At 63.0% G+C, this 17,392-nt stretch carries 15 protein-coding genes and 1 riboswitch; of the genes, 4 read left to right on the forward strand and 11 right to left on the reverse strand.

Going from position 1 to position 17,392, the window contains the following annotated elements; translation table 11 throughout:
* Nucleotides 1-135: 135 nt before the first annotated feature.
* Nucleotides 136-507, reverse strand: coding sequence for a hypothetical protein (locus tag BM244_RS21620; RefSeq protein ID WP_133021384.1), 372 nt, complete (start codon nt 505-507; stop codon nt 136-138).
* Nucleotides 508-689: 182 nt separating this feature from the next.
* Between BM244_RS21620 and BM244_RS21625 the strand changes: the two genes are divergently transcribed.
* Nucleotides 690-1,883, forward strand: coding sequence for an HAD family hydrolase (locus tag BM244_RS21625; RefSeq protein ID WP_093400993.1), 1,194 nt, complete (start codon nt 690-692; stop codon nt 1,881-1,883).
* A gap of 667 nt (nt 1,884-2,550) precedes the next feature.
* On the opposite strand, the gene BM244_RS21630 is transcribed toward BM244_RS21625, so the two are convergent.
* From BM244_RS21630 to BM244_RS21640, 3 genes are all read right to left on the reverse strand, one after another.
* Nucleotides 2,551-3,750, reverse strand: coding sequence for a replication initiator protein A (locus BM244_RS21630; protein ID WP_093400994.1), 1,200 nt, complete (start codon nt 3,748-3,750; stop codon nt 2,551-2,553).
* Between the two features lie 103 nt (nt 3,751-3,853).
* Nucleotides 3,854-4,894 (reverse strand): ParB/RepB/Spo0J family partition protein, encoded by a 1,041-nt coding sequence (locus BM244_RS21635; protein ID WP_093400995.1) that lies wholly within the window; start codon nt 4,892-4,894, stop codon nt 3,854-3,856.
* 62 nt (nt 4,895-4,956) lie between these two features.
* On the reverse strand, nt 4,957-6,153 hold the full coding sequence (locus BM244_RS21640; protein ID WP_093400996.1) for an AAA family ATPase: 1,197 nt from the start codon (nt 6,151-6,153) through the stop codon (nt 4,957-4,959).
* A gap of 569 nt (nt 6,154-6,722) precedes the next feature.
* Here BM244_RS21640 and BM244_RS21645 point away from each other — a divergent pair.
* Together BM244_RS21645 and BM244_RS21650 are read left to right on the forward strand one after the other, a co-directional pair.
* Nucleotides 6,723-7,808: a sulfite oxidase gene (locus tag BM244_RS21645; protein ID WP_093400997.1), complete on the forward strand. Its 1,086-nt coding sequence runs from the start codon at nt 6,723-6,725 to the stop codon at nt 7,806-7,808.
* Entirely contained in the window at nt 7,808-8,248 is a 441-nt protein-coding gene (locus BM244_RS21650; protein ID WP_051916165.1) for a YidH family protein, read from the forward strand. Before BM244_RS21645 ends, BM244_RS21650 begins: the two co-directional genes overlap by 1 nt.
* Before the next feature lie 194 nt (nt 8,249-8,442).
* Here BM244_RS21650 and BM244_RS21655 read toward each other — a convergent pair.
* Nucleotides 8,443-9,572 (reverse strand): IS3 family transposase gene (locus BM244_RS21655; RefSeq protein WP_254784746.1). Its coding sequence is split into 2 segments (ribosomal slippage): nt 8,443-9,314 and nt 9,314-9,572, totalling 1,131 coding nucleotides; the frame shifts between segments, so codons are not numbered across the junction.
* 138 nt (nt 9,573-9,710) lie between these two features.
* A riboswitch (Fluoride riboswitch) is annotated at nt 9,711-9,787 on the forward strand.
* Nucleotides 9,788-9,810: 23 nt separating this feature from the next.
* On the opposite strand from BM244_RS21655, the gene BM244_RS21660 reads away from it, so the two are divergent.
* On the forward strand, nt 9,811-11,175 hold the full coding sequence (locus tag BM244_RS21660) for a voltage-gated chloride channel family protein (protein ID WP_093400999.1): 1,365 nt from the start codon (nt 9,811-9,813) through the stop codon (nt 11,173-11,175).
* A 10-nt stretch (nt 11,176-11,185) separates the two neighbouring features.
* On the opposite strand, the gene BM244_RS21665 is transcribed toward BM244_RS21660, so the two are convergent.
* From BM244_RS21665 to BM244_RS21690, 6 genes are all read right to left on the reverse strand, one after another.
* Nucleotides 11,186-11,662, reverse strand: coding sequence for a hypothetical protein (locus tag BM244_RS21665; RefSeq protein WP_093401000.1), 477 nt, complete (start codon nt 11,660-11,662; stop codon nt 11,186-11,188).
* Between the two features lie 13 nt (nt 11,663-11,675).
* Nucleotides 11,676-12,920 (reverse strand): molybdopterin-dependent oxidoreductase, encoded by a 1,245-nt coding sequence (locus BM244_RS21670; RefSeq protein WP_217649194.1) that lies wholly within the window; start codon nt 12,918-12,920, stop codon nt 11,676-11,678.
* A gap of 107 nt (nt 12,921-13,027) precedes the next feature.
* Nucleotides 13,028-14,179, reverse strand: coding sequence for a TDT family transporter (locus BM244_RS21675; protein WP_093401001.1), 1,152 nt, complete (start codon nt 14,177-14,179; stop codon nt 13,028-13,030).
* The gene (locus BM244_RS21680; RefSeq protein WP_093401002.1) at nt 14,176-15,048 is read right to left on the reverse strand and encodes a LysR family transcriptional regulator; all 873 of its coding nucleotides are present in this window, start codon (nt 15,046-15,048) and stop codon (nt 14,176-14,178) included. The genes BM244_RS21675 and BM244_RS21680 overlap by 4 nt, the downstream gene beginning before the upstream one ends.
* Before the next feature lie 88 nt (nt 15,049-15,136).
* Nucleotides 15,137-16,120: a malate dehydrogenase gene (locus BM244_RS21685; protein WP_093401003.1), complete on the reverse strand. Its 984-nt coding sequence runs from the start codon at nt 16,118-16,120 to the stop codon at nt 15,137-15,139.
* Between the two features lie 46 nt (nt 16,121-16,166).
* Nucleotides 16,167-17,336: a YncE family protein gene (locus BM244_RS21690; protein ID WP_093401004.1), complete on the reverse strand. Its 1,170-nt coding sequence runs from the start codon at nt 17,334-17,336 to the stop codon at nt 16,167-16,169.
* Between the last annotated feature and the right edge of the window lie 56 nt (nt 17,337-17,392).

A 17,392-nucleotide genomic window follows, 5' to 3' on the forward strand; every position in this document is an offset into this window, starting at 1 on the left:
CGGACGCACATCGGACGCACATCGGACGCACATCGGACGCACATCGGACGCACATCGGACGCACATCGGACGCACATCGGACGCACATCGGACGCACATTGTCGGTCCGGCTTATGTCACTCAAGCCCAATCGTTCTAGCTAGCTTCGATACGCCGGCGTATCTCCTGCCTGTCCCCCATTATCAAAAGAGCGTCATTGATAAATTTCACTAGATTCTGATTCAGATCGACAATGATCCCCCCAAACAGCAATCGCTGATGCCCCGAAAATCCGTCACGGGTTTCCAGCATCAACGTTCTCGCCAATGACACAAACTGCTCAGCTTCTTCAGCCATCCATTCGACATAGACATCCTGAGGTTTGGTCATGTTGGTTGGCCGGTTTAGATTGATTGCTGTCATCTCCAAACACAGGAGATCCTCGAGTTTGGTCGGACCCGATCCAAGCTGCCGGCATTCACCCAGCCCGCCCAGCAATTCCCGCATTTTCTGTTTTAGATCGTCCACCGCGATGCCTCCTCGCTCGGAATGGAGGCATAACCCGGCTGAAAGCCGGGTGTTAGGAACCCTGCACAAGCACAAGGCGCTGCCACCTTTGGGCAAGCCTTGGACATGCGTGACAGCCACCCGGCCGAGAAGCTCTCGACCGGACTTGTGATTATCGGGGTTCCTACGCCCCACGGCCGGGATTGACCGAACCGCAGGTCTATGGTCGCAGAAGCGAACGCTTCGGACAAGCTGCTGCGACAGAGACGGACGTATCGACGATCATCACCCCATCGAGCCAGGACGATCCTGCCATGAGCGATGCGCTTCCAAGTTTCCGCACACCTGCCGAGCAAGCCGCCTACGCTGCCGTCCTGGCTGACCTGGCCGACCGCGATCGGGAAGATGAGGCGGTCATGATCTTCCGCGAGCCGACCGATCCGGACGCGGCAGTGACCGCCGATGCCATGACCCGGGCCGGCAGCGTCAGCGACGATCAATACGCCCGCCTGCTCGCCGCTGCCGATCGCCTCTATGCTCCACCGCCGGTCACCCGTGCAGTCGCATTCGATGCGTTTGGTACGCTGGTCCATATCGGTCGCAAGCGGCATCCATTCGAGCGGCTGATCCGGCAGGCCCGTGACCGGGCAGAGGCCCTGCCCTCGCCGATGGTCCAGCCAATCGGCCTCGCCGACTATGCCGCGGCGCTGGGATTGCGGCACCCGGATGCCGAGCTGGCGATGCTGGACGAGGAACTGACGACGATCGCGCTCTACCCCGACACGCTGGATGCGCTGCGTCAAGTCCGCGAGCAGGGTGTGAGGATCGCTGTCGCCTCGAACCTCGCCCTACCCTACGCGGCCCCGCTGAAAGCCCTCCTGGGCAATCTGGTGGATATCTGGCACTTCTCCTTCGACGCAGGCGCGATCAAGCCTGACAGGGCGTTCTACGCCGGCCTGACGGCACACCTGGGATGCGAGGCCGGTGAACTGCTGATGGTGGGCGACACCTGGCGCGATGACATCGTCGGCGCCGTGGAGGCCGGATTACGTGCGCGGTGGGTCGATCGCGAAGGCCGTGCCTCCCACGCCCGCCGCTTCATCGCTGTTCGCAAACTTGGTCACGCCTATCCCAATCGCCAGAGAGCTGCGCAAATGACGGAGCTGGAACTTGTCCGTAGCGGCATCGATGCGAACCTTGACCACCTTCATGCCCAGTGGTGGGCGGTTCGGGCGGGTCTGTTGCGACAGATCCTTACGGATGCCCCGGATGCAGAAAAGGTAGCTGCGACACGCGCGCTGGACGATCATTTTGATACTCGTGATCAGGTTGAAGCTAGCCGTGCTCGACTGATGCGAAACGCAATTGCGACTATCGCGGCACGAAAGCATGCCTGACGGCCATGGAAGGGGCAGGAGGCGCGTATCTCGTTTAACGGCTAGCCGGCCCTGAGGAACCTCGGATCGGATCGGATCAGTTTGATCCGCTACCGATGGCGTTTACGCTGCGATTAGATTATTTTCGCTTTCGACCACCGGACCACTCCATTCTTAGCGATCCACAAGAGGTCGGTCATCGACCCCCGCATAATGGACAATGCTCGGATACAGGCACGACTCAATCCATTTTTCAAAGATATACAAACTCGCTGGTTAGAGGGTTTATAGCTGATGTTAATGAGTTAGGTGGCTTCTTAAAGGGCTTTAACTGCCCTGTTTTCCGTGAGTTAGCTCGATAACGTTGTTCCGGATGTGTCGTCGTTTCGTTCCTAGAGTGTCGACGACTAAGTTCCCGAAGGATCGACTTTGCGTTCCTGAAGGATCGACCCTTGTTCCTGAAGTGTCGAAGGCTCGTTCGATTGCGTAATTTTTTCGGAGCAATTGAATCAGTTCGGTAAGCTTTGCCCGAAGGGACGTTCAATTGCGACAGGTACTCAAGCGTCAAGCGGGAGGGACATTCCCAAGCACGACACTTCGGGAACGGTTGGGCCAGTCTATAGCAATTTTAACGTACTCGCGCTCCCCTGCCCTCCCGGGGCAGAGCGGTTCGTAAGACGAAGCAGTCTTAACGCCCAAGTTCGTGGCGATGCTTTTCATGGTACCGCCGGACAAATCCGATGAACGCCGCCTGATAACTAACCGGCGTTCGGGCGCTGTCCGCCTCAACCCACGTGCGAAACTCATCGTGCAACGTCTGGTAATCCCAACCCGGGCATTCCGCGCGCAGCGTTGCCATCGTTGCGTCGGTGATTTCGCCAGCTGTCGCTCGTGTCGCCAGACTGGTCCGCGACCGTCGCAGCAGCGCTCTTACGTCAATCGTCTCATTCGCATCGTTAACCGTCGCAGCGGGGTTGGTTGACGTTGGCCTTGCTGCAGCCTTAGCGCCCCCTGCCCCATGCGCCGCCACGGTCTTCAGCGGGCGCTCGACATCGCTGCGGCGCTGCATCCGCAGAGATGGCTCGCGTTTGCCAACCGGCGTCTCCAAAGCGAGCGCATAGCCCGGCAGCTCGTTGCGCTCGACGATCTTAGCGATTTCGAACTTAAAGCGGCGATATTGCCCTTCGGCGCCCGACTTCTCGAACAGCGTCGGCATGGCGATCGCGAAGCCGACCTCCCCTGCCCCGCCAGCATGCTTGCGCGCGACGCGGTAAAGCCAGCGCTCACGCCCGCCGGTCAGGTCGAAATAGGCACGGTCGATCGACAGCACCCCGCCCTGCATCATCACGCCTTCCCAGAACCAGTTCGACACCTCGATCGTCATCCCACGCGACCGCTCGGTTTTTTCGTCTACCAGCTGCGTCCAGCCGTCGAGCCAACTGAACGTCGCCTCTCGGCGGTTCTCGGCGCGAATGTTGGTCTTGATCGTGGTCGACACCAGCCGGTCGAGCGCCTGGCCGAGCAGCTCATACGCGCGTCCGGTCGTGGGCCGCCCGATCGCGCGGAGCAGGTCATAGGGCATAAGGTGGAGCTTGCGCGGAACGTCGTTGACTCCGCGCCGGGCCATGTCCGCCAGAACGCTCGCGCAATAGATTAATATGTCCGCATCCCAAATCGTCGCCATCCCGTAATCGGGGTTGCCCGAGACGTGCACCCACAACTTGCCGTCGGGGCTATGATAATCGATCGGTTTGACGCGCTTCGATTTGGCGAGGCTGAAGAACGGACGCTCCATCATCTCGCGCTGGTCGCGCAGCGGCAGGTCGGCGAGATAGGGGAGGAGCAGGTCGAACCGTTCGGACACCCTCTGACGATCGGCGCGGGTCATGCCGCCACGCCCTGAGTGTTTCCCGGGGGAAACATCGTCGGGGCGGCGGCGGCAACCGTCCGCGTTGATATAAGCCGTAGCATGTTTCCCCGGGGAAACACGTTCACCGCTGCAATCCGCGGCCTTCGGCCTCCAGATGCACTAGCGCCTGCCGCAGCGCGTCGACCAGCTCGTCGTTCCCGGCGCCCGACCCGGCATGGAGCCGGATCGTCACGCCCTGTCGGTTGCTCGACTGGATGCTGAGCCCAGGGCGCCCATGCGGCGTGGTCCAGGTGAACGGGGGCGCCGCGTCGGCGGGATCGGTCGACGCCTCGAGCAACCGCCGCAGCACGTCGGCAGCAGGGTAGGGGGCCGCACCCCGATCGCGCCGTGCGGCCTGTTCACGCGCGAGATCTCGAGCAGCACTTTCAATAGCCTTAGCGGCAACCTTGTCGTCGAGCGCCTGCGCCAATGCATAGGCAGGTTTGAGTTGGACGTCGGCGGGGGAGGCGAACGCGGTGATCACCGCGTCGGGGATCTGTGCAACCTTGACCATCTTTGACAGCCAGCCCTTTGACACCTTGAGCCGCTCCGCCATCCGCGTCAGGTGGTTGCCGTAATGCGCCTTGAGCGCCTCGGCATAATTGCGGGCACGCTCGAGATCTGACACATCTTTACGCGCGCGGTTCTCGAGATCGGCGAGCCGGAATGCGGCTTCGTCGTCGAGGTTGGCAACCTGCGCCACGAACTGCATCTCAGGATAGGAATGCGCGCGTAGCCAGCTGATCGACCAGTGGCGTCGCGTGCCCGCGATTACCTCGAAGTCATGCGCAGGATCGCCGTTGACACGACGTACCACTGCAGGAACCTTTTGCCCGCCCTCGGCGATGATGGAATCGATCAGCTCGCGGCAGCCTTCTTCTGTCAGATGCTGGTAGCTACGCGCATTACCCGGCCAGATCCGTACGCGTGCAGGGTCAAGCAGCAGCTGCGTCACTTGTCGCACTTCCCCGCTGGTCACGCGTGCTAGCGCAGTCTCGCGGCTGAGCAGTGTCGTCCCACGCGTCCGTTCAGGCGCGGGCGGGGCAGGGGGCACGTCGGTGTGAATTTCGGCTGGTTCATCGGCCAGCAAGGCCGCGAGATAGTCGGATTGCTTACGCGCCATGCGGCACCTCCCGCATTAAACTTATTAGGAACGTTGCCGCGCAGGACAGCACTAATTCTGGCTCACGCGACATGGAGTAGATCCTCCTCGCGTGCGGGCTCGACCCGGCCCCAGCCTTGCCGGACAAGCTGCTCGATCTGCCCCATGGCCTCGTCAAGATTGGCACGGCAGCGCTTGTGCGTCTTGGGCGTACCAATCGGGCGTTCAAGTTCGTAGATCGTCATCATCCGCATCGCAGCATGGCTGATCTCGGCGGATTCCAAGATCGGCACCGGGAGTAAGGCTGGACCGAAGCTCTGCTCCATAATCGTGCGGACCATCGCATGGCTGGGATCGTTGCTGTCAAACTTCGAGCATATCAGCCGGAGGAAGCTGTATTCGACCTCTATTCCGGCATGCGCGAGCTGCTGTAGCACCTGGTTCATCATCGACAGAAATTGGACGGTTGAGCAAAAATCGGGCGTCGTCGCGGCGAGCGGGACGAGCAGCGCATTTGCCGCCTGCATCACCGCGAGGCTGATCGTCCCGAGAGCAGGTGGGGGATCGAGCAGTACCACGTCGTAATTGCGCGCGAGATCGGCCAGCCCCTGTTTGAGCTTGCGGAAGCGGGCGGCGAGCACTGACTGCCCGTCGGACCCCGCCGCGGCGAGTTCGTATTCGACGTCGAACAATTCGAGGTTCGATGGGATAAGGTCGACGTTGGGCCACGGCGTCGATTTGACCGCATACAGCAGGTCGGCCTGGGTCGGATCGATCGACAGATAGGGGTAGAGCGTCTCTTCTCGTGTGATATTGAAATGGGGGTTAAATCCAAACAGCGTCGTTGTCGTCGCCTGGCTATCGCAATCGACCACCAGCACACGGTACCCCTGCACCGCGAAATAATGCGCGAGGTGGCAGGTAACCGTCGATTTGCCCACCCCGCCCTTGAAATTCTGCACTGCAATGATCGCGGGGACATCAAGCGGCGCGCGGGCAGGAGAGGCGCCAAGTACCTCGCGCATCTGCAGCAGTTCCTCGACCGAATAGCCAAGTCTCCGCCCATTTTCACCCGCCGGGGCAGGGGGGAGGCGACCATCATCCTCGGCCATGCGGATCCGGTTAGTCGAACAGCCGAGCAATTGCGCCGCCTCGGCGATTCCGAAGCGGACATTGAGGCCCTTCCGGCTTTCGGGCAGGAATGCCTTGCGCCGCAAGCGTTCGATCATCCGCTCCCCCGCGTCCGCAAGTTCACCGATATGGTTGACGATGGCATTCATGAACCGGTCCGATCGCTCATTTGAAGCTTTCGACCGGATTTATAGGCGAATGGAATTCAAAACGTAAGAGTGCGGTACAAAAAGGTTTAGGATGAATCGGTATCGAGCATTAACGTGCTACGCTGCGATCTTGTAGGTGCCTATCTGCAAGCCTTACCTCTCACCAGTAAGCAGAAGCGCTACAGCGGATCGCCGTTAGCGACACACACGTAGCGCGCCGCCGCAGCCTTGTCGCGAACGTGCTGATTTTCGCGATACGGAAACTGCTGCCGGCCATTGGAATGATATGTACCGAAAACACCCGTTTGTCGCGCATCTGCGATGGCGACAGGGTTTTCCGTCATCCCTAGTACCTAGCGACGACTTTTGGGACAAAGCCGTCGTAGCAAGTCCAGCCACATCGCGACGATCTACGGGAAAGGCTGTCTGGCGCTCGGCGCCTTCGCGCGACGGCATAGTGATCGCTCCACCGCCGTCTAGAAAGGGATAAGCTATCGAAAGAGTCTGGGTGACATCGCCTAGCAAAACGATCGATTTCGCTATTGATTTCATCATGGTAGGCTGCTTGCATGACCGCATCCGATCGCGCCGAACAGAATCTGATCCTCCGCTGTCCGGAGCCGCTCAATGCGGAAACGCCCCCGGATAACCTGATCACGTCCTTCCTGACGCCGCAGGCGAACTTCTACATCCGCAGCCACGGACCTACGCCGGAACTGGCCGACGATCATCGTATAGCGCTGGACGGCTTAGTCGACCGCCCGCGCTCCTACACGGTTGCCGAACTTCAAACGGCATTTGCGACCCGGACAGTGACCGCGACCATGCAGTGCGCCGGCAATCGTCGGGCACATCTTCAAGACGTGGAAAAGACTTCGGGCGATCCCTGGGACGTGGGCGCGATCGGCAATGCGGCGTGGACCGGCGTCGCACTGTGCGACGTGCTCGCCGCAGCCGGCATCCAGGACGGCGCGTCGTTCGTCGGCACTACGGGGGCCGACAACGTGGATGTCGATGGTGAGACAGCACCGTTCGGTGCCTCGATCTCGATCGCCAAGGCGCTAGAGCCCGACGTGCTGATCGTCTGGGCCATGAATGGCGAGGCGCTGGCCCCCGAACATGGCGCACCGCTGCGGCTCGTCGTGCCGGGTTATGCGGGCGTTCGTAGCGCCAAGTGGCTGACGCGCATCGAGGTGCGCGATCGCCCGTCCGATGCGCCGATCCAGGCCAAGAACTACAAGCTCTTTCCGGCATCGGTAGCGAAGGAGGACGCGGACTGGGATCGGGGTCTGACTATCGAGGAGATGCCGCTCAATGCTGCGATCTGCGCGCCGGTGGACGGCGCGCATGTCAGCGCCGGCGCGTGCGAAATCGCGGGTTATGCGGTCGCCTTCGGCCGAGCGGTCTCGCGCGTCGAGGTCTCCGTCAATGGCGGCACCGACTGGCTGCAGGCGGAACTGACTGCAAAACCCGATGCGCCTTGGAGCTGGACGCAGTGGCACGTCACGGTCGATCTGTCTCCCGGACTCCACGTCCTGATCGTGCGCGCCGTTGACGGTGCCGGGCAGATGCAGCCCGAACGGCCCGAGGCGATCTGGAACTTCGCCGGCTATCTCTCGACTGCCTGGCATCGCATCGCCGTTACCGCTGGCTGATGGACGCGCCGCACGACGCCGATCGGGCCCATGCGAAGCTGGCGGAGAGCGCGAGCAAGCTGAAGGACAGCGCAGTCCAGCAGGTGGACAGCGCCGACCGTCGCACAGAGCTTGCCGCGGACCGCACAATCCTCGCCGGCGAACGCACCTATGCTGCCTGGGTACGTACCGGACTGGCGGCGCTCGCTTCCGGTATCGGCGCGCGCGCGCTGCTCAAGGACGTCGTGTTCCCGTGGCTGGCGACGGCGACCGGGACCATGCTGATCTTGTTCAGCGCCTTTTGCTTCGCCGCTGCGGTGTGGCGAGAGATGGGCGCAGGCGCCCCGCCGCCACGACCGGACATCAAGCGCCTGCCAGCGACGTTGCTCCTAGTGATGAACGGGTTTCTCATGCTCGTGTCACTGGCCGCGCTCGTCGGCATCTGGACGGCACGCTCGTAGCAGCCATCCCTAGGTTTGCTGCGAGCCGATCAGACCCCGCAGCGCATCCGCGGCTTTCGTGCGGTATCACCCCCTTGTGACGAAGCCCAAAAACGACGTGGGCCAAAGCCGATCGGTCCCGCATGCAGCGTACCCGGGGTCGGTACATAATAACGGGCTTAGATAGACTGACGTGCTCCCCAAAGCTCTACCGGTCATAGCTGGAGTCCGGGGTTGGTATGGTGCCCCTCGGGGCGGTGTTGCACAACCCGCCTGGCAGCATCGGCGGGCGTCAGCCCGCCAACACCGCTATGCGGGCGCACATGGTTGTAGTCGTCGCGCCAGAGCCGCAGCACCGAGCGAGCGTGACCGAGCGACACGAACAGCGTCTCGTTGAGGCATTCGTCACGCAGACGACCGTTGAAGCTCTCGACGTAGCCGTTCTGCTGCGGCTTGCCGGGTGCGATGTAGTGCCACTCGATAGGTCGCTCCTGCGTCCATCTCAGGATCGCCAGGCTGGTCAACTCGGTGCCGTTGTCGCTCACGATCATCAGCGGCGGTACGCCTCTGATGGCGATGATGGCGTCGAGCTCACGAGCGACACGCGCGCCTGACAGCGAGGTGTCGGCCACCAACGCCAGGCACTCGCGCGTGAAATCGTCGACCACCGCCAGGATGCGGATGCGTCGGCCGCTGATCAGCGTGTCGCTGACAAAGTCGAGGCTCCAGCGCTGGTTCGGACCTTGCGGCAGCGCCATGGGCGCTCGGGTGCCCATCGCTCGCTTGCGGCCACGCCGGCGCCTGACCCGCAGGTTCTCCTCGCGGTACAGCCGCAGCAGCTTCTTGTGGTTCATGATCAGCCCCTCGCGGGCCAGCATGATCCCCAGCCGCCGGTAGCCGAAGCGGCGACGCTCCGCCGCGATCTCGCGCAGCCGCGACCGCAGGTCGCCATCATCACCACGCCGGGGCGCGTAGCGCACCGACGTCCTGTCCACGCCGAAGATGGTACACGCCCGACGCTCGCTGATGCCGAACAGCTGCCGAACATGCTCGACAGCCTTCCGCTGAGCGGCGGGCTTCACCAGTTTTTTGCGGCGACTTCCTTCAGCACGGCATTGTCGAGCATGGCGTCGGCCAGCAGCCGTTTGAGCCGGCCGTTCTCCTCCTCAAGCACCTTCAGCTTGCGCGCCTGCGACACGTCCATGCCGCCATACTTCGCCTTCCACGCATAGAGCGTCGCGCTGCTGATCCCATGTTTGCGACACACGTCGGCGGTCTTCATCCCGCCCTCCTGCTCGCGCAGCACCGCGATGATCTGCTCCTCGCTGAACCTGGTCTTCTTCACGTCCGTCTCCTCACGAAGGCGGACTCTAGCTCAAACTGGCAGAGTTTCAGGGGAGCACGTCAAGACGCTGCCGACTGCCCGGTCCGAGCATTTGCCCGACCAACATGCCCATTGACGGTTGGGGCAAACGTCTCATAGATCGACTTTGGCAATGGATTTCTGCCGGGCAATTTGGCCGAACCGCTCTGATAAGAGCTGATGATTCCTACTTGGCGCCTTCAGGCAGCAAGGAGGAATTGTGCGCGCTACCTTTCGCAATCTCGTCGGCACGCTGAACGTCGCGGCATTCATGCGCGATCGTCACGACCATGCGATCTCTGTCCTGCGCTGGGCGCTGATCTTGCTGCCCATGGCGGCACTCGTCGGGACGCTATGTGCGGCGTTCCTGCTGAGTCTCGATACCGTTACGCGACTGCGGTTTGCGTCGCCTTGGCTGCTCTATCTGCTGCCGGTGGGCGGGTTCGTTGTCGGATTACTGTACCATCTCATCGGGCGCTCGGTGGGGGGCGGCAACAACCTGATCGTGGAGCAGATCCACGAGCCTGGTGGCGGGGTGCCTCTGCGGATGGCGCCGCTCATCTTCTTCGGCACAGTGGTGACGCATCTTTTCGGTGGCTCGGCCGGACGTGAGGGCACCGCCGTCCAATTGGGCGGAAGCCTTGCCAGCGGTTTCGGCCGCGCGCTCCGCCTCGATGCGGGCGGCACGCGCATCCTGTTGATGACGGGTATCGCAGCCGGGTTCGGCGCGGTCTTCGGCACGCCGATCGCAGGCGCGGTCTTCGCGCTCGAAGTGCTGGCGATCGGCCGCGTCGAATACTCCGCGCTAGTGCCTTGCCTCGTTGCGGCGCTGGTCGGAGATTGGACGTGCCTCGCCTGGGGTATCCATCACGGTGTCTACCCGATCGGCGCGTCGATACCGGTCGATGCGCTGCTCGTGACGAAGGCAGGTGTTGCGGGGATCATATTCGGACTGGTTGGTCTGGCCTTCGCCGAAGCCAACCACCTGGTCGGGGGATGGCTCAAGCGGATTGTTCCCTATGGTCCGCTACGTCCAGTGATCGGCGGGGTCTTCGTTATCGCGCTCGTCTTCTTGTTCGGCACGCGCGACTATCTGGGCCTGGGTGTCCTGGCAGCGAGGCCCGACAGCCTTACCATCGCCAGCTTCTTCGGACCGGACACGCATCCGTGGAGTTGGGCGATCAAGCTCCTGTTTACCGTCGTTACGCTCGGCGCGGGTTTCAAAGGCGGTGAAGTCACGCCGTTGTTCTTCATCGGCGCAGCGCTCGGTAACGCGCTGGCGCCTTTCTTGGGCGTGCCGACGGGCCTGTTCGCCGCGATCGGCTTTGTCGCGGTCTTTGCCGGGGCCGCCAATACCCCGCTCGCCTGCACCTTCATGGGAATCGAACTGTTCGGCGCCGGCTATGCGGTGCCGATCGCCGTCGCCTGTTTCGTGGCCTATCTCTGCTCGGGCCACAACGGCATCTACCTGTCGCAGCGCGTTGCGATACCCAAGGTGCCCGCGAACGGCCTTGCCCCCAATGCAACACTGCGCGAGACACGTACACGCTGCACAGCACTTCGCGCGCAGAACCGCGTGCCGTGAGTTGATGGGCCTAGCCTGATCCCCCCGATACGTCGGGCGCAGCCTTCGGATCGGGGTCTTGCGCCTTGCCCTTCGCGGCGCCCGGCTGCTTTGCGCTCATGGCGGTCAGATAAGCAACGATCGCCGGCACGTCAGCCTGTGCAACGGGAGCCTTGTAGACCTCGCGCATCTTGGTGACCTCCGCGGTCCACTGATCGGAAGAGAGTGGCGGCTGGTTCAGCGCCATGCTCGCCGAATGACACGAGGTGCAGTTGGCGTTGATGACGTCGGCATGCGGGCCGGCGGGATATTGGCCTTCGTCGGTCGGGAGATCGACCGTAGTGGACGCCAGCGAGAAGCCGCGCGCCGAGACGCTTGGCGGCGGTGGTGCGGTCGGGGCGGCAGGCGGCGGGGCGACGCGGCTGTTCGGGGCACCGATCGCGAGCAGAAGAACGACGGTCGCGCCGACGAACCCGAACGACAGCGTGCCGATGGAAGGCGTTTTCATGGGGGAGCGCTCCTCAGCCGACGACGATGTTGGTGGTTTCGATGTTGCCGCGCATGAACCCGCCCGGGTTCCAGATCGGCGTCATCGGCTGCGCGATGCCGGCGGTGTTCCAGCAGCGCGACATCAGTCTGGTCGGACCCGCATGCGTGAGCGGCACCTGCGCGTCCCAGCGGCGGAAACTGTATTTGCCGTGATCGGGGCCGAGCGTCGTCTTGTACCAGGTCTTGCCGTTGTCGGTCGACACATCGACCTTGGCGACGCCGCAATCGCCGCCCATCGCAATGCCGCCCAGCGGGATCGACCGGTCGAACGCGATCGCCTGCCCTTCGTCGAGGCTCGTGACCCAACTGCGCGGGATCATCTTGTTGATCGGGACGGCCGGGAAATCCTTCTGGCCAGGCCGCACGTTCGCGCCTGGAGTGTCAGGGATCTTGTACGCCTTAGCCATCCAGTAACCGTCGTCGGGCGCGGCAAGCACCTCGATGTCGTTCAGCATCTTGACCCAATAGGTCGAATACCAGCCGGGTACGATTAGCCGGACCGGGAAGCCGTTGAGGAGCGGCATCTGTTCGCCGTTCATCCCGAAGGCGAGCATCACTTCGCCGTCGCGTGCGTGGTCGATCGACAGCGACTTGGCGAAATCCGGTGCGCCCGCAACCACCGGCTGGTCGAGCGCACCGAACCGTACCGCGACCGCGCCCGGCTTCACGCCGGCGATGTCGAGCACATCGCGCAGCCGCACGCCTAGCCATTTGGCGTTGCCCATCGCCCCGTGGCGCCACTGCGCGCCCGCGACGGGCGGCTGGAACAGCGCACGCGAATTGCCCGAGCATTGGTTGATCGCCGCCAGCTCGACGCGCGGCAGCTTCAGCAGTTGCGCGAGCGAGATCGACAGCGGCCGCGTGACCGCGCCGTGCACCTTGATCCGGAATGCCTCGACATCGATCGCGGTCGGAATGTCGGCCCAGTGCCAGCGGACGAAGAACTGGTCGTTCGGCGTAAAGACGTCGCCATTGAACACGCTCATCGGCGTTTCCAGCAGCGGCGGGTGGATCCGCTGGAGGATCATGCTGCCCTTGCCGGGGAACGCACTGGTCATCGGCCGTTCCGATGGGCCACCCGGCAGATGCAGGTCGATCATGCTCTGCGCCAGCGCGGGTGCGGCGATCAGCGCGCCGCTGCCGATCGCAGCCTCTGCGAGAAAGCGACGGCGGTTCGTCTCCTGCGCCAGTTTCATATCCAGGCTGTCCACCAACATTCTCCCGTTTCTGTCATGATCTGTATGCGCGACCTGTCCGCCAGTCTGCCCGGTACGGGTCGATCGGATGCGCCGGTTCGATCCGGCAGGACGATCAGTTCGGCCCTTTAATTGGCTTGGGCGATGCAGGGCGACACGAACAGGTTTCCGCGCCAGCCGCCTGCGACCGTCTTGGCGCCGACCAGCAGCCACATCGCGGCGAGTGCGATCGTGAGGACGGTGCCGACGATCCCGAAAAAGCCGAGCTGGAGCGTCGTGCTGAGCTTGAAGGTCGCGACCGTGTAGACGCCGAGCGGGAAGGTATAGCCCCACCACCCAAGGTTGAACGGAATGCCCGCGCGCCAGTAGCGGATCGTGATCAGCGTCGCGAGCGCCAGCCACCACAGGCCGAAGCCCCAGAGCAACAGCCCGGCGATCGTGCCGATTCCTTGCGCCACTGCGCCGATCTGGCCGAGGCCGTTGGCGGCGAGGATCGCGGGCGCGTCGCTACCAAGCACCAGCATCCCGAGCGCACCGGTGCCGATCGGACCGAGCGCGAGCCAGCTCGAGGCGGCCATGCTCTCGTGCGGCAGCTTGTGGAGAGCCATCCGCAGGATCAGGATCGCAAGAATGCCGAACGCGACCGGCACCGAATAGGCCCACAGGACATAGGAGGTCGCCAGCACAACGAACTGATGATGGGCGTCCGCCAGATGCGGTGCGAGCAGGCCTCCGCTCGCGCCTGCGACCTCGGCCGCGACCACTGGCAGGAGCCACACCGCGGTCATGCCGTCGAGCGAATGTTCGTGCCGGGTAAACATGAGGTAGGGGATCGCTACACCGCAGGCGAGCGACATCGCGACGTCGATCCACCACAATGTCTCGGCAATCGGGATCACGCCGGCGCCGAACCGCGGCAGGCCGAACGCCAGGAACCCGTTGATGATCGTCGCGAGGCCCATCGGGATCGTACCGATGAACATCGATACGGTGTTGTGCCCGAAGATCCGCCGCGCCTCGTGCCCGAACATCGTCCAGCGCGCGGTGTAGAGCCCAACGAACAGCGTGAAGAGCGCGATGTTGAAATACCACAGTGCCTCGCCGACCCGATGCAGCGATGCGCCGACCCCCGGAACCTGCGGCAAGGCCAGCGCGAGGATGCCGGTGCCCATCGTCGCGGCGAACCAGTTGGGGGTGAACTGCCGGATCATCTCGCGTGGAGAGTCGAGCCGGCTGAGCGGCTTCAGGCCATCGAGAACGGGTTTCAAATCGGCGGTCACTTGCCAGTCTCCTTGATGAGATCGGTCAGCGCATCGGCCGCCCGGGTACGATAGCGCTCTTTGTGCCTCAGCGCGTAGAACGGACGCCGCGGCAGACCGAGCGGCAGATCGTGCAACGTTCCGGCCGCGATTGCAGGTGCGACGACATGCTGCGACAGGACCGCGACGCCTGCGCCAGCCTCGACCGCGCTGCGGACCGCCTCGTTCGACGGCAGGGTCAGCGCGGTGGTGAGGTCCGACGGATCGACGCCGCGCTGGCGCAACACCTCCTCGAACGACGAGCGCGTGCCCGATCCCTGCTCGCGGACAATCCAGCGCGCGGCGCGGATCCAGTCCTCGTCGATCGTGTCGGCTGCGCGGTCGCTTACCAGCACCATGCGGTCGTTCGCGACCGTCCAATGCGCGAGCGCGGGCTCGTCGATCACACCCTCGACGAAGCCGAGCTCGACCGCACCGTCGAGCACGCGCGCCGCGGCCCCCTCGGTGTTGTCGATCGCCAGTTCTATCGTGATGGACGGGTAGCGCGCATGGAACGCGGCCAGCTGGCGGGGCAGCCAATAGCCTGCGATCGTCTGGCTTGCGACTAGCCGCAGAGTGCCGCGCTCCAGTCCTGCATATTCGGCCAGCGCAAGTTCCGCGCTGGCGGCACGGCCAAGCACTGCGCGCGCGTCGACCAGAAACATGCGGCCCGCTTCGGACAGTTCGATCCCGCGGCCGACCCGGTGGAACAGCGGCACGCCGTGCCGAGCTTCTAGCGCGGCGATGGCAGCGCTTGCGGCTGACTGCGTCACATTGAGCGCTTCGGCAGCGCGCGTCATGTGCTCGCGCTCTGCGACACCGACGAAAATCCTGAGTTGTTCGAGGGTCATGCCCGATCTCCTTGCCCCAATGATAGGGAAAGGAGATCAATCTCACCAACCAAAGATTACGGTCGTTCCAATCATATATACCGATCGGTCATTTCAGAATGTCGATAACCGCCTCACGTTCATCGACCAGTTCGGCAATCGTGCGATCGAGCATCGTTCGCTGGAATGGATCGAGGGTCAGGCCTTCGATACGCACATAGCCACCGCTCATGCAGTGCACCGGCACGCCGCACACCAGTCCGTGCGGGATACCGTAGGAGCCATCTGACACCACGCCCATCGACACCCAATTATCGCCTGCCCCGTGCACCCAGTCGCGCAGATGGTCGATCGCTGCATTTGCGGCCGACGCGGCCGAGGACGCACCCCGTGCTTCGATGATCGCGGTTCCGCGCTGCGCAACGGTGGGGATCAACGTTTCGCGGTACCAAGGCTCGTCTCCGATACGGTCGGCAAGCTTTTGGCCATCGAGTTCGGCATTCCCCCAGTCGGCAAACATCGTTGGCGAATGGTTTCCCCAGACGACGAGCTTCGTAATCGCATCGACACCGACACCCGCCTTGGCCGCAAGCTGTCCTTGCGCGCGGTTGTGATCGAGGCGGATCATCGACGTGATGTTTTCGGCAGGAAAACCCGGTGCGCTTTGCGCAAGGATCCAGGCATTTGTGTTGGCGGGATTGCCGACGACCAGGATCTTGGCGTCGCGTTTGGCCACTGCGTCCAGCGCTGCGCCCTGCGTCTTGAAGATCGCTGCGTTGGCAGCGAGCAAATCACGGCGCTCCATGCCCTTTGAGCGGGGACGAGACCCAACCAGCATGGCCGCATCGATGTCCTTGAAAGCCACCATCGGATCATCAGTAATGATCACACCTGCCAGTAGCGGGAACGCGCAATCCTCCAGTTCCATGACCACGCCGCCTACGGCGTCCATCGCCTGCGGCACGTCGAGCAGTTGAAGGATAACGGGCTGGTCCGGTCCGAACACGTCACCCTGCGCGACCCGGAAGAGCAGCGAATAGCAAATTTGTCCTGCGGCACCGCTGATCGCGATCCTGACGGGGGGCTTGGTCATTTTGGAAAGGGCTTTCCTTGGGAAATTACAGACGGTGTAAGACCGATCAACGCGCCGCCAGGGCAAGCGCCGCATCGCGCCCGGATGGCACCAGATTGGCGAGACCTTTTCCTGATCGCACGGCACCAGGAACGTAGATCAGGCTTTGCGCATCCGTACTGATCGGGATTGTCGACACGGTGGTGTACGTCAGCGTGTCGATCCCAGCGACCTTGTTGGTTCCGGCCAGGCTGGCATAGATCCTCGTACCATCGCCCGACGGCCAAACCGCACTCGGAGCCGCTTGTAGCGGGACGGTTGCCACAGCCTCCAGGCTGTCGGTTCTATAGACCTTGATTGCAGGTTGATCGCCGCCAACGCTGACATAGGCAAAGGAATCGTCTGCGCGCTGGGCGAAGTTGACCGCGCCCGTTGCTGGACCAGTGTTTATCACTTCGCGTAGCGCAAACGGCGGTTTGGCAGCAAAGACCGTGGTCGTGCCGCTCTCGCGGCGTGTCGCCCAGATCTGTTTGCCATCTGGCGAGACCGCGATTGCTCCCGCACCTGCACCGGTGCTGGCAACGTGTCCGACGACGCGCCGATGCTCGACGTCGACAACCAGGATGGACGGCCTTTCAGTAAGCGATACAAAGGCATAGCGTCCGTTTGGTGACAGGATGGTCGCGCCCGCTCCGCCACTTGCTGGTACGCGGGTGATCTCCCGCGCGGTCTTAGGATCCACGACCGCGATGGCATGTTCATCGCCGAGCGAAACCCAGAGTTCGTGCCCATTGGGCGTAAACGCGACGGCGGTAGGCGACGTCTGGAACACGGTCCGGCCTCGTTCCGTGTTCGTGGCCAGATCTACGAGCGTCACACTGTGCTGCGCTGATACCGATACCGCCAGGGTCCGCCCGTCACGCGTTGCAGCCAGGTGCTGGACGTTCGGGCTGGAAAAGCTGGGCTCAGCTATCGCGCTCTTGGCGAGGTCGATGCGTCCCAGTTCGTTGCCCGCTGCAGGATCGATGACAACGATCTTCGTCGATGTAGGGTCAGACACATAGATCCGGTCATGATGGCTGAGGTCGATATCAGCCTTCGACCACGGTGCCTGAACCGCCTTGATATCGTAGGGAAAGTCGTCCGCCGCAGGCGCAGCCCAATAGGCCTGAGCGATCACCGGGACTGGCGCTACGGAGGCCAACATCGCGGCAACCAAAACGATCGCAGCTTTCATCGTTTGATCCTTATCGCGGATCCGGCGGGTGATCGTGCCAGTCCGATGCCGTTAGA

This window comes from Sphingomonas sp. OK281 (assembly GCF_900115295.1).
In the GTDB taxonomy this organism is placed as follows: Bacteria; Pseudomonadota; Alphaproteobacteria; order Sphingomonadales; family Sphingomonadaceae; genus Sphingomonas.

Excerpts from the sequence above, each read along its gene's own strand:
- BM244_RS21630 (WP_093400994.1), bottom strand. The coding sequence starts at position 3,750 with ATGACCCGCGCCGATCGTCAGAGGGTGTCCGAACGGTTCGACCTGCTC.
- BM244_RS21635 (WP_093400995.1), bottom strand. The coding sequence starts at position 4,894 with ATGGCGCGTAAGCAATCCGACTATCTCGCGGCCTTGCTGGCCGATGAA.
- BM244_RS21640 (WP_093400996.1), bottom strand. The coding sequence starts at position 6,153 with ATGAATGCCATCGTCAACCATATCGGTGAACTTGCGGACGCGGGGGAG.
- BM244_RS21645 (WP_093400997.1), top strand. The coding sequence starts at position 6,723 with ATGACCGCATCCGATCGCGCCGAACAGAATCTGATCCTCCGCTGTCCG.
- BM244_RS21650 (WP_051916165.1), top strand. The coding sequence starts at position 7,808 with ATGGACGCGCCGCACGACGCCGATCGGGCCCATGCGAAGCTGGCGGAG.
- BM244_RS21665 (WP_093401000.1), bottom strand. The coding sequence starts at position 11,662 with ATGAAAACGCCTTCCATCGGCACGCTGTCGTTCGGGTTCGTCGGCGCG.
- BM244_RS21670 (WP_217649194.1), bottom strand. The coding sequence starts at position 12,920 with ATGTTGGTGGACAGCCTGGATATGAAACTGGCGCAGGAGACGAACCGC.
- BM244_RS21680 (WP_093401002.1), bottom strand. The coding sequence starts at position 15,048 with ATGACCCTCGAACAACTCAGGATTTTCGTCGGTGTCGCAGAGCGCGAG.
- BM244_RS21685 (WP_093401003.1), bottom strand. The coding sequence starts at position 16,120 with ATGACCAAGCCCCCCGTCAGGATCGCGATCAGCGGTGCCGCAGGACAA.
- BM244_RS21690 (WP_093401004.1), bottom strand. The coding sequence starts at position 17,336 with ATGAAAGCTGCGATCGTTTTGGTTGCCGCGATGTTGGCCTCCGTAGCG.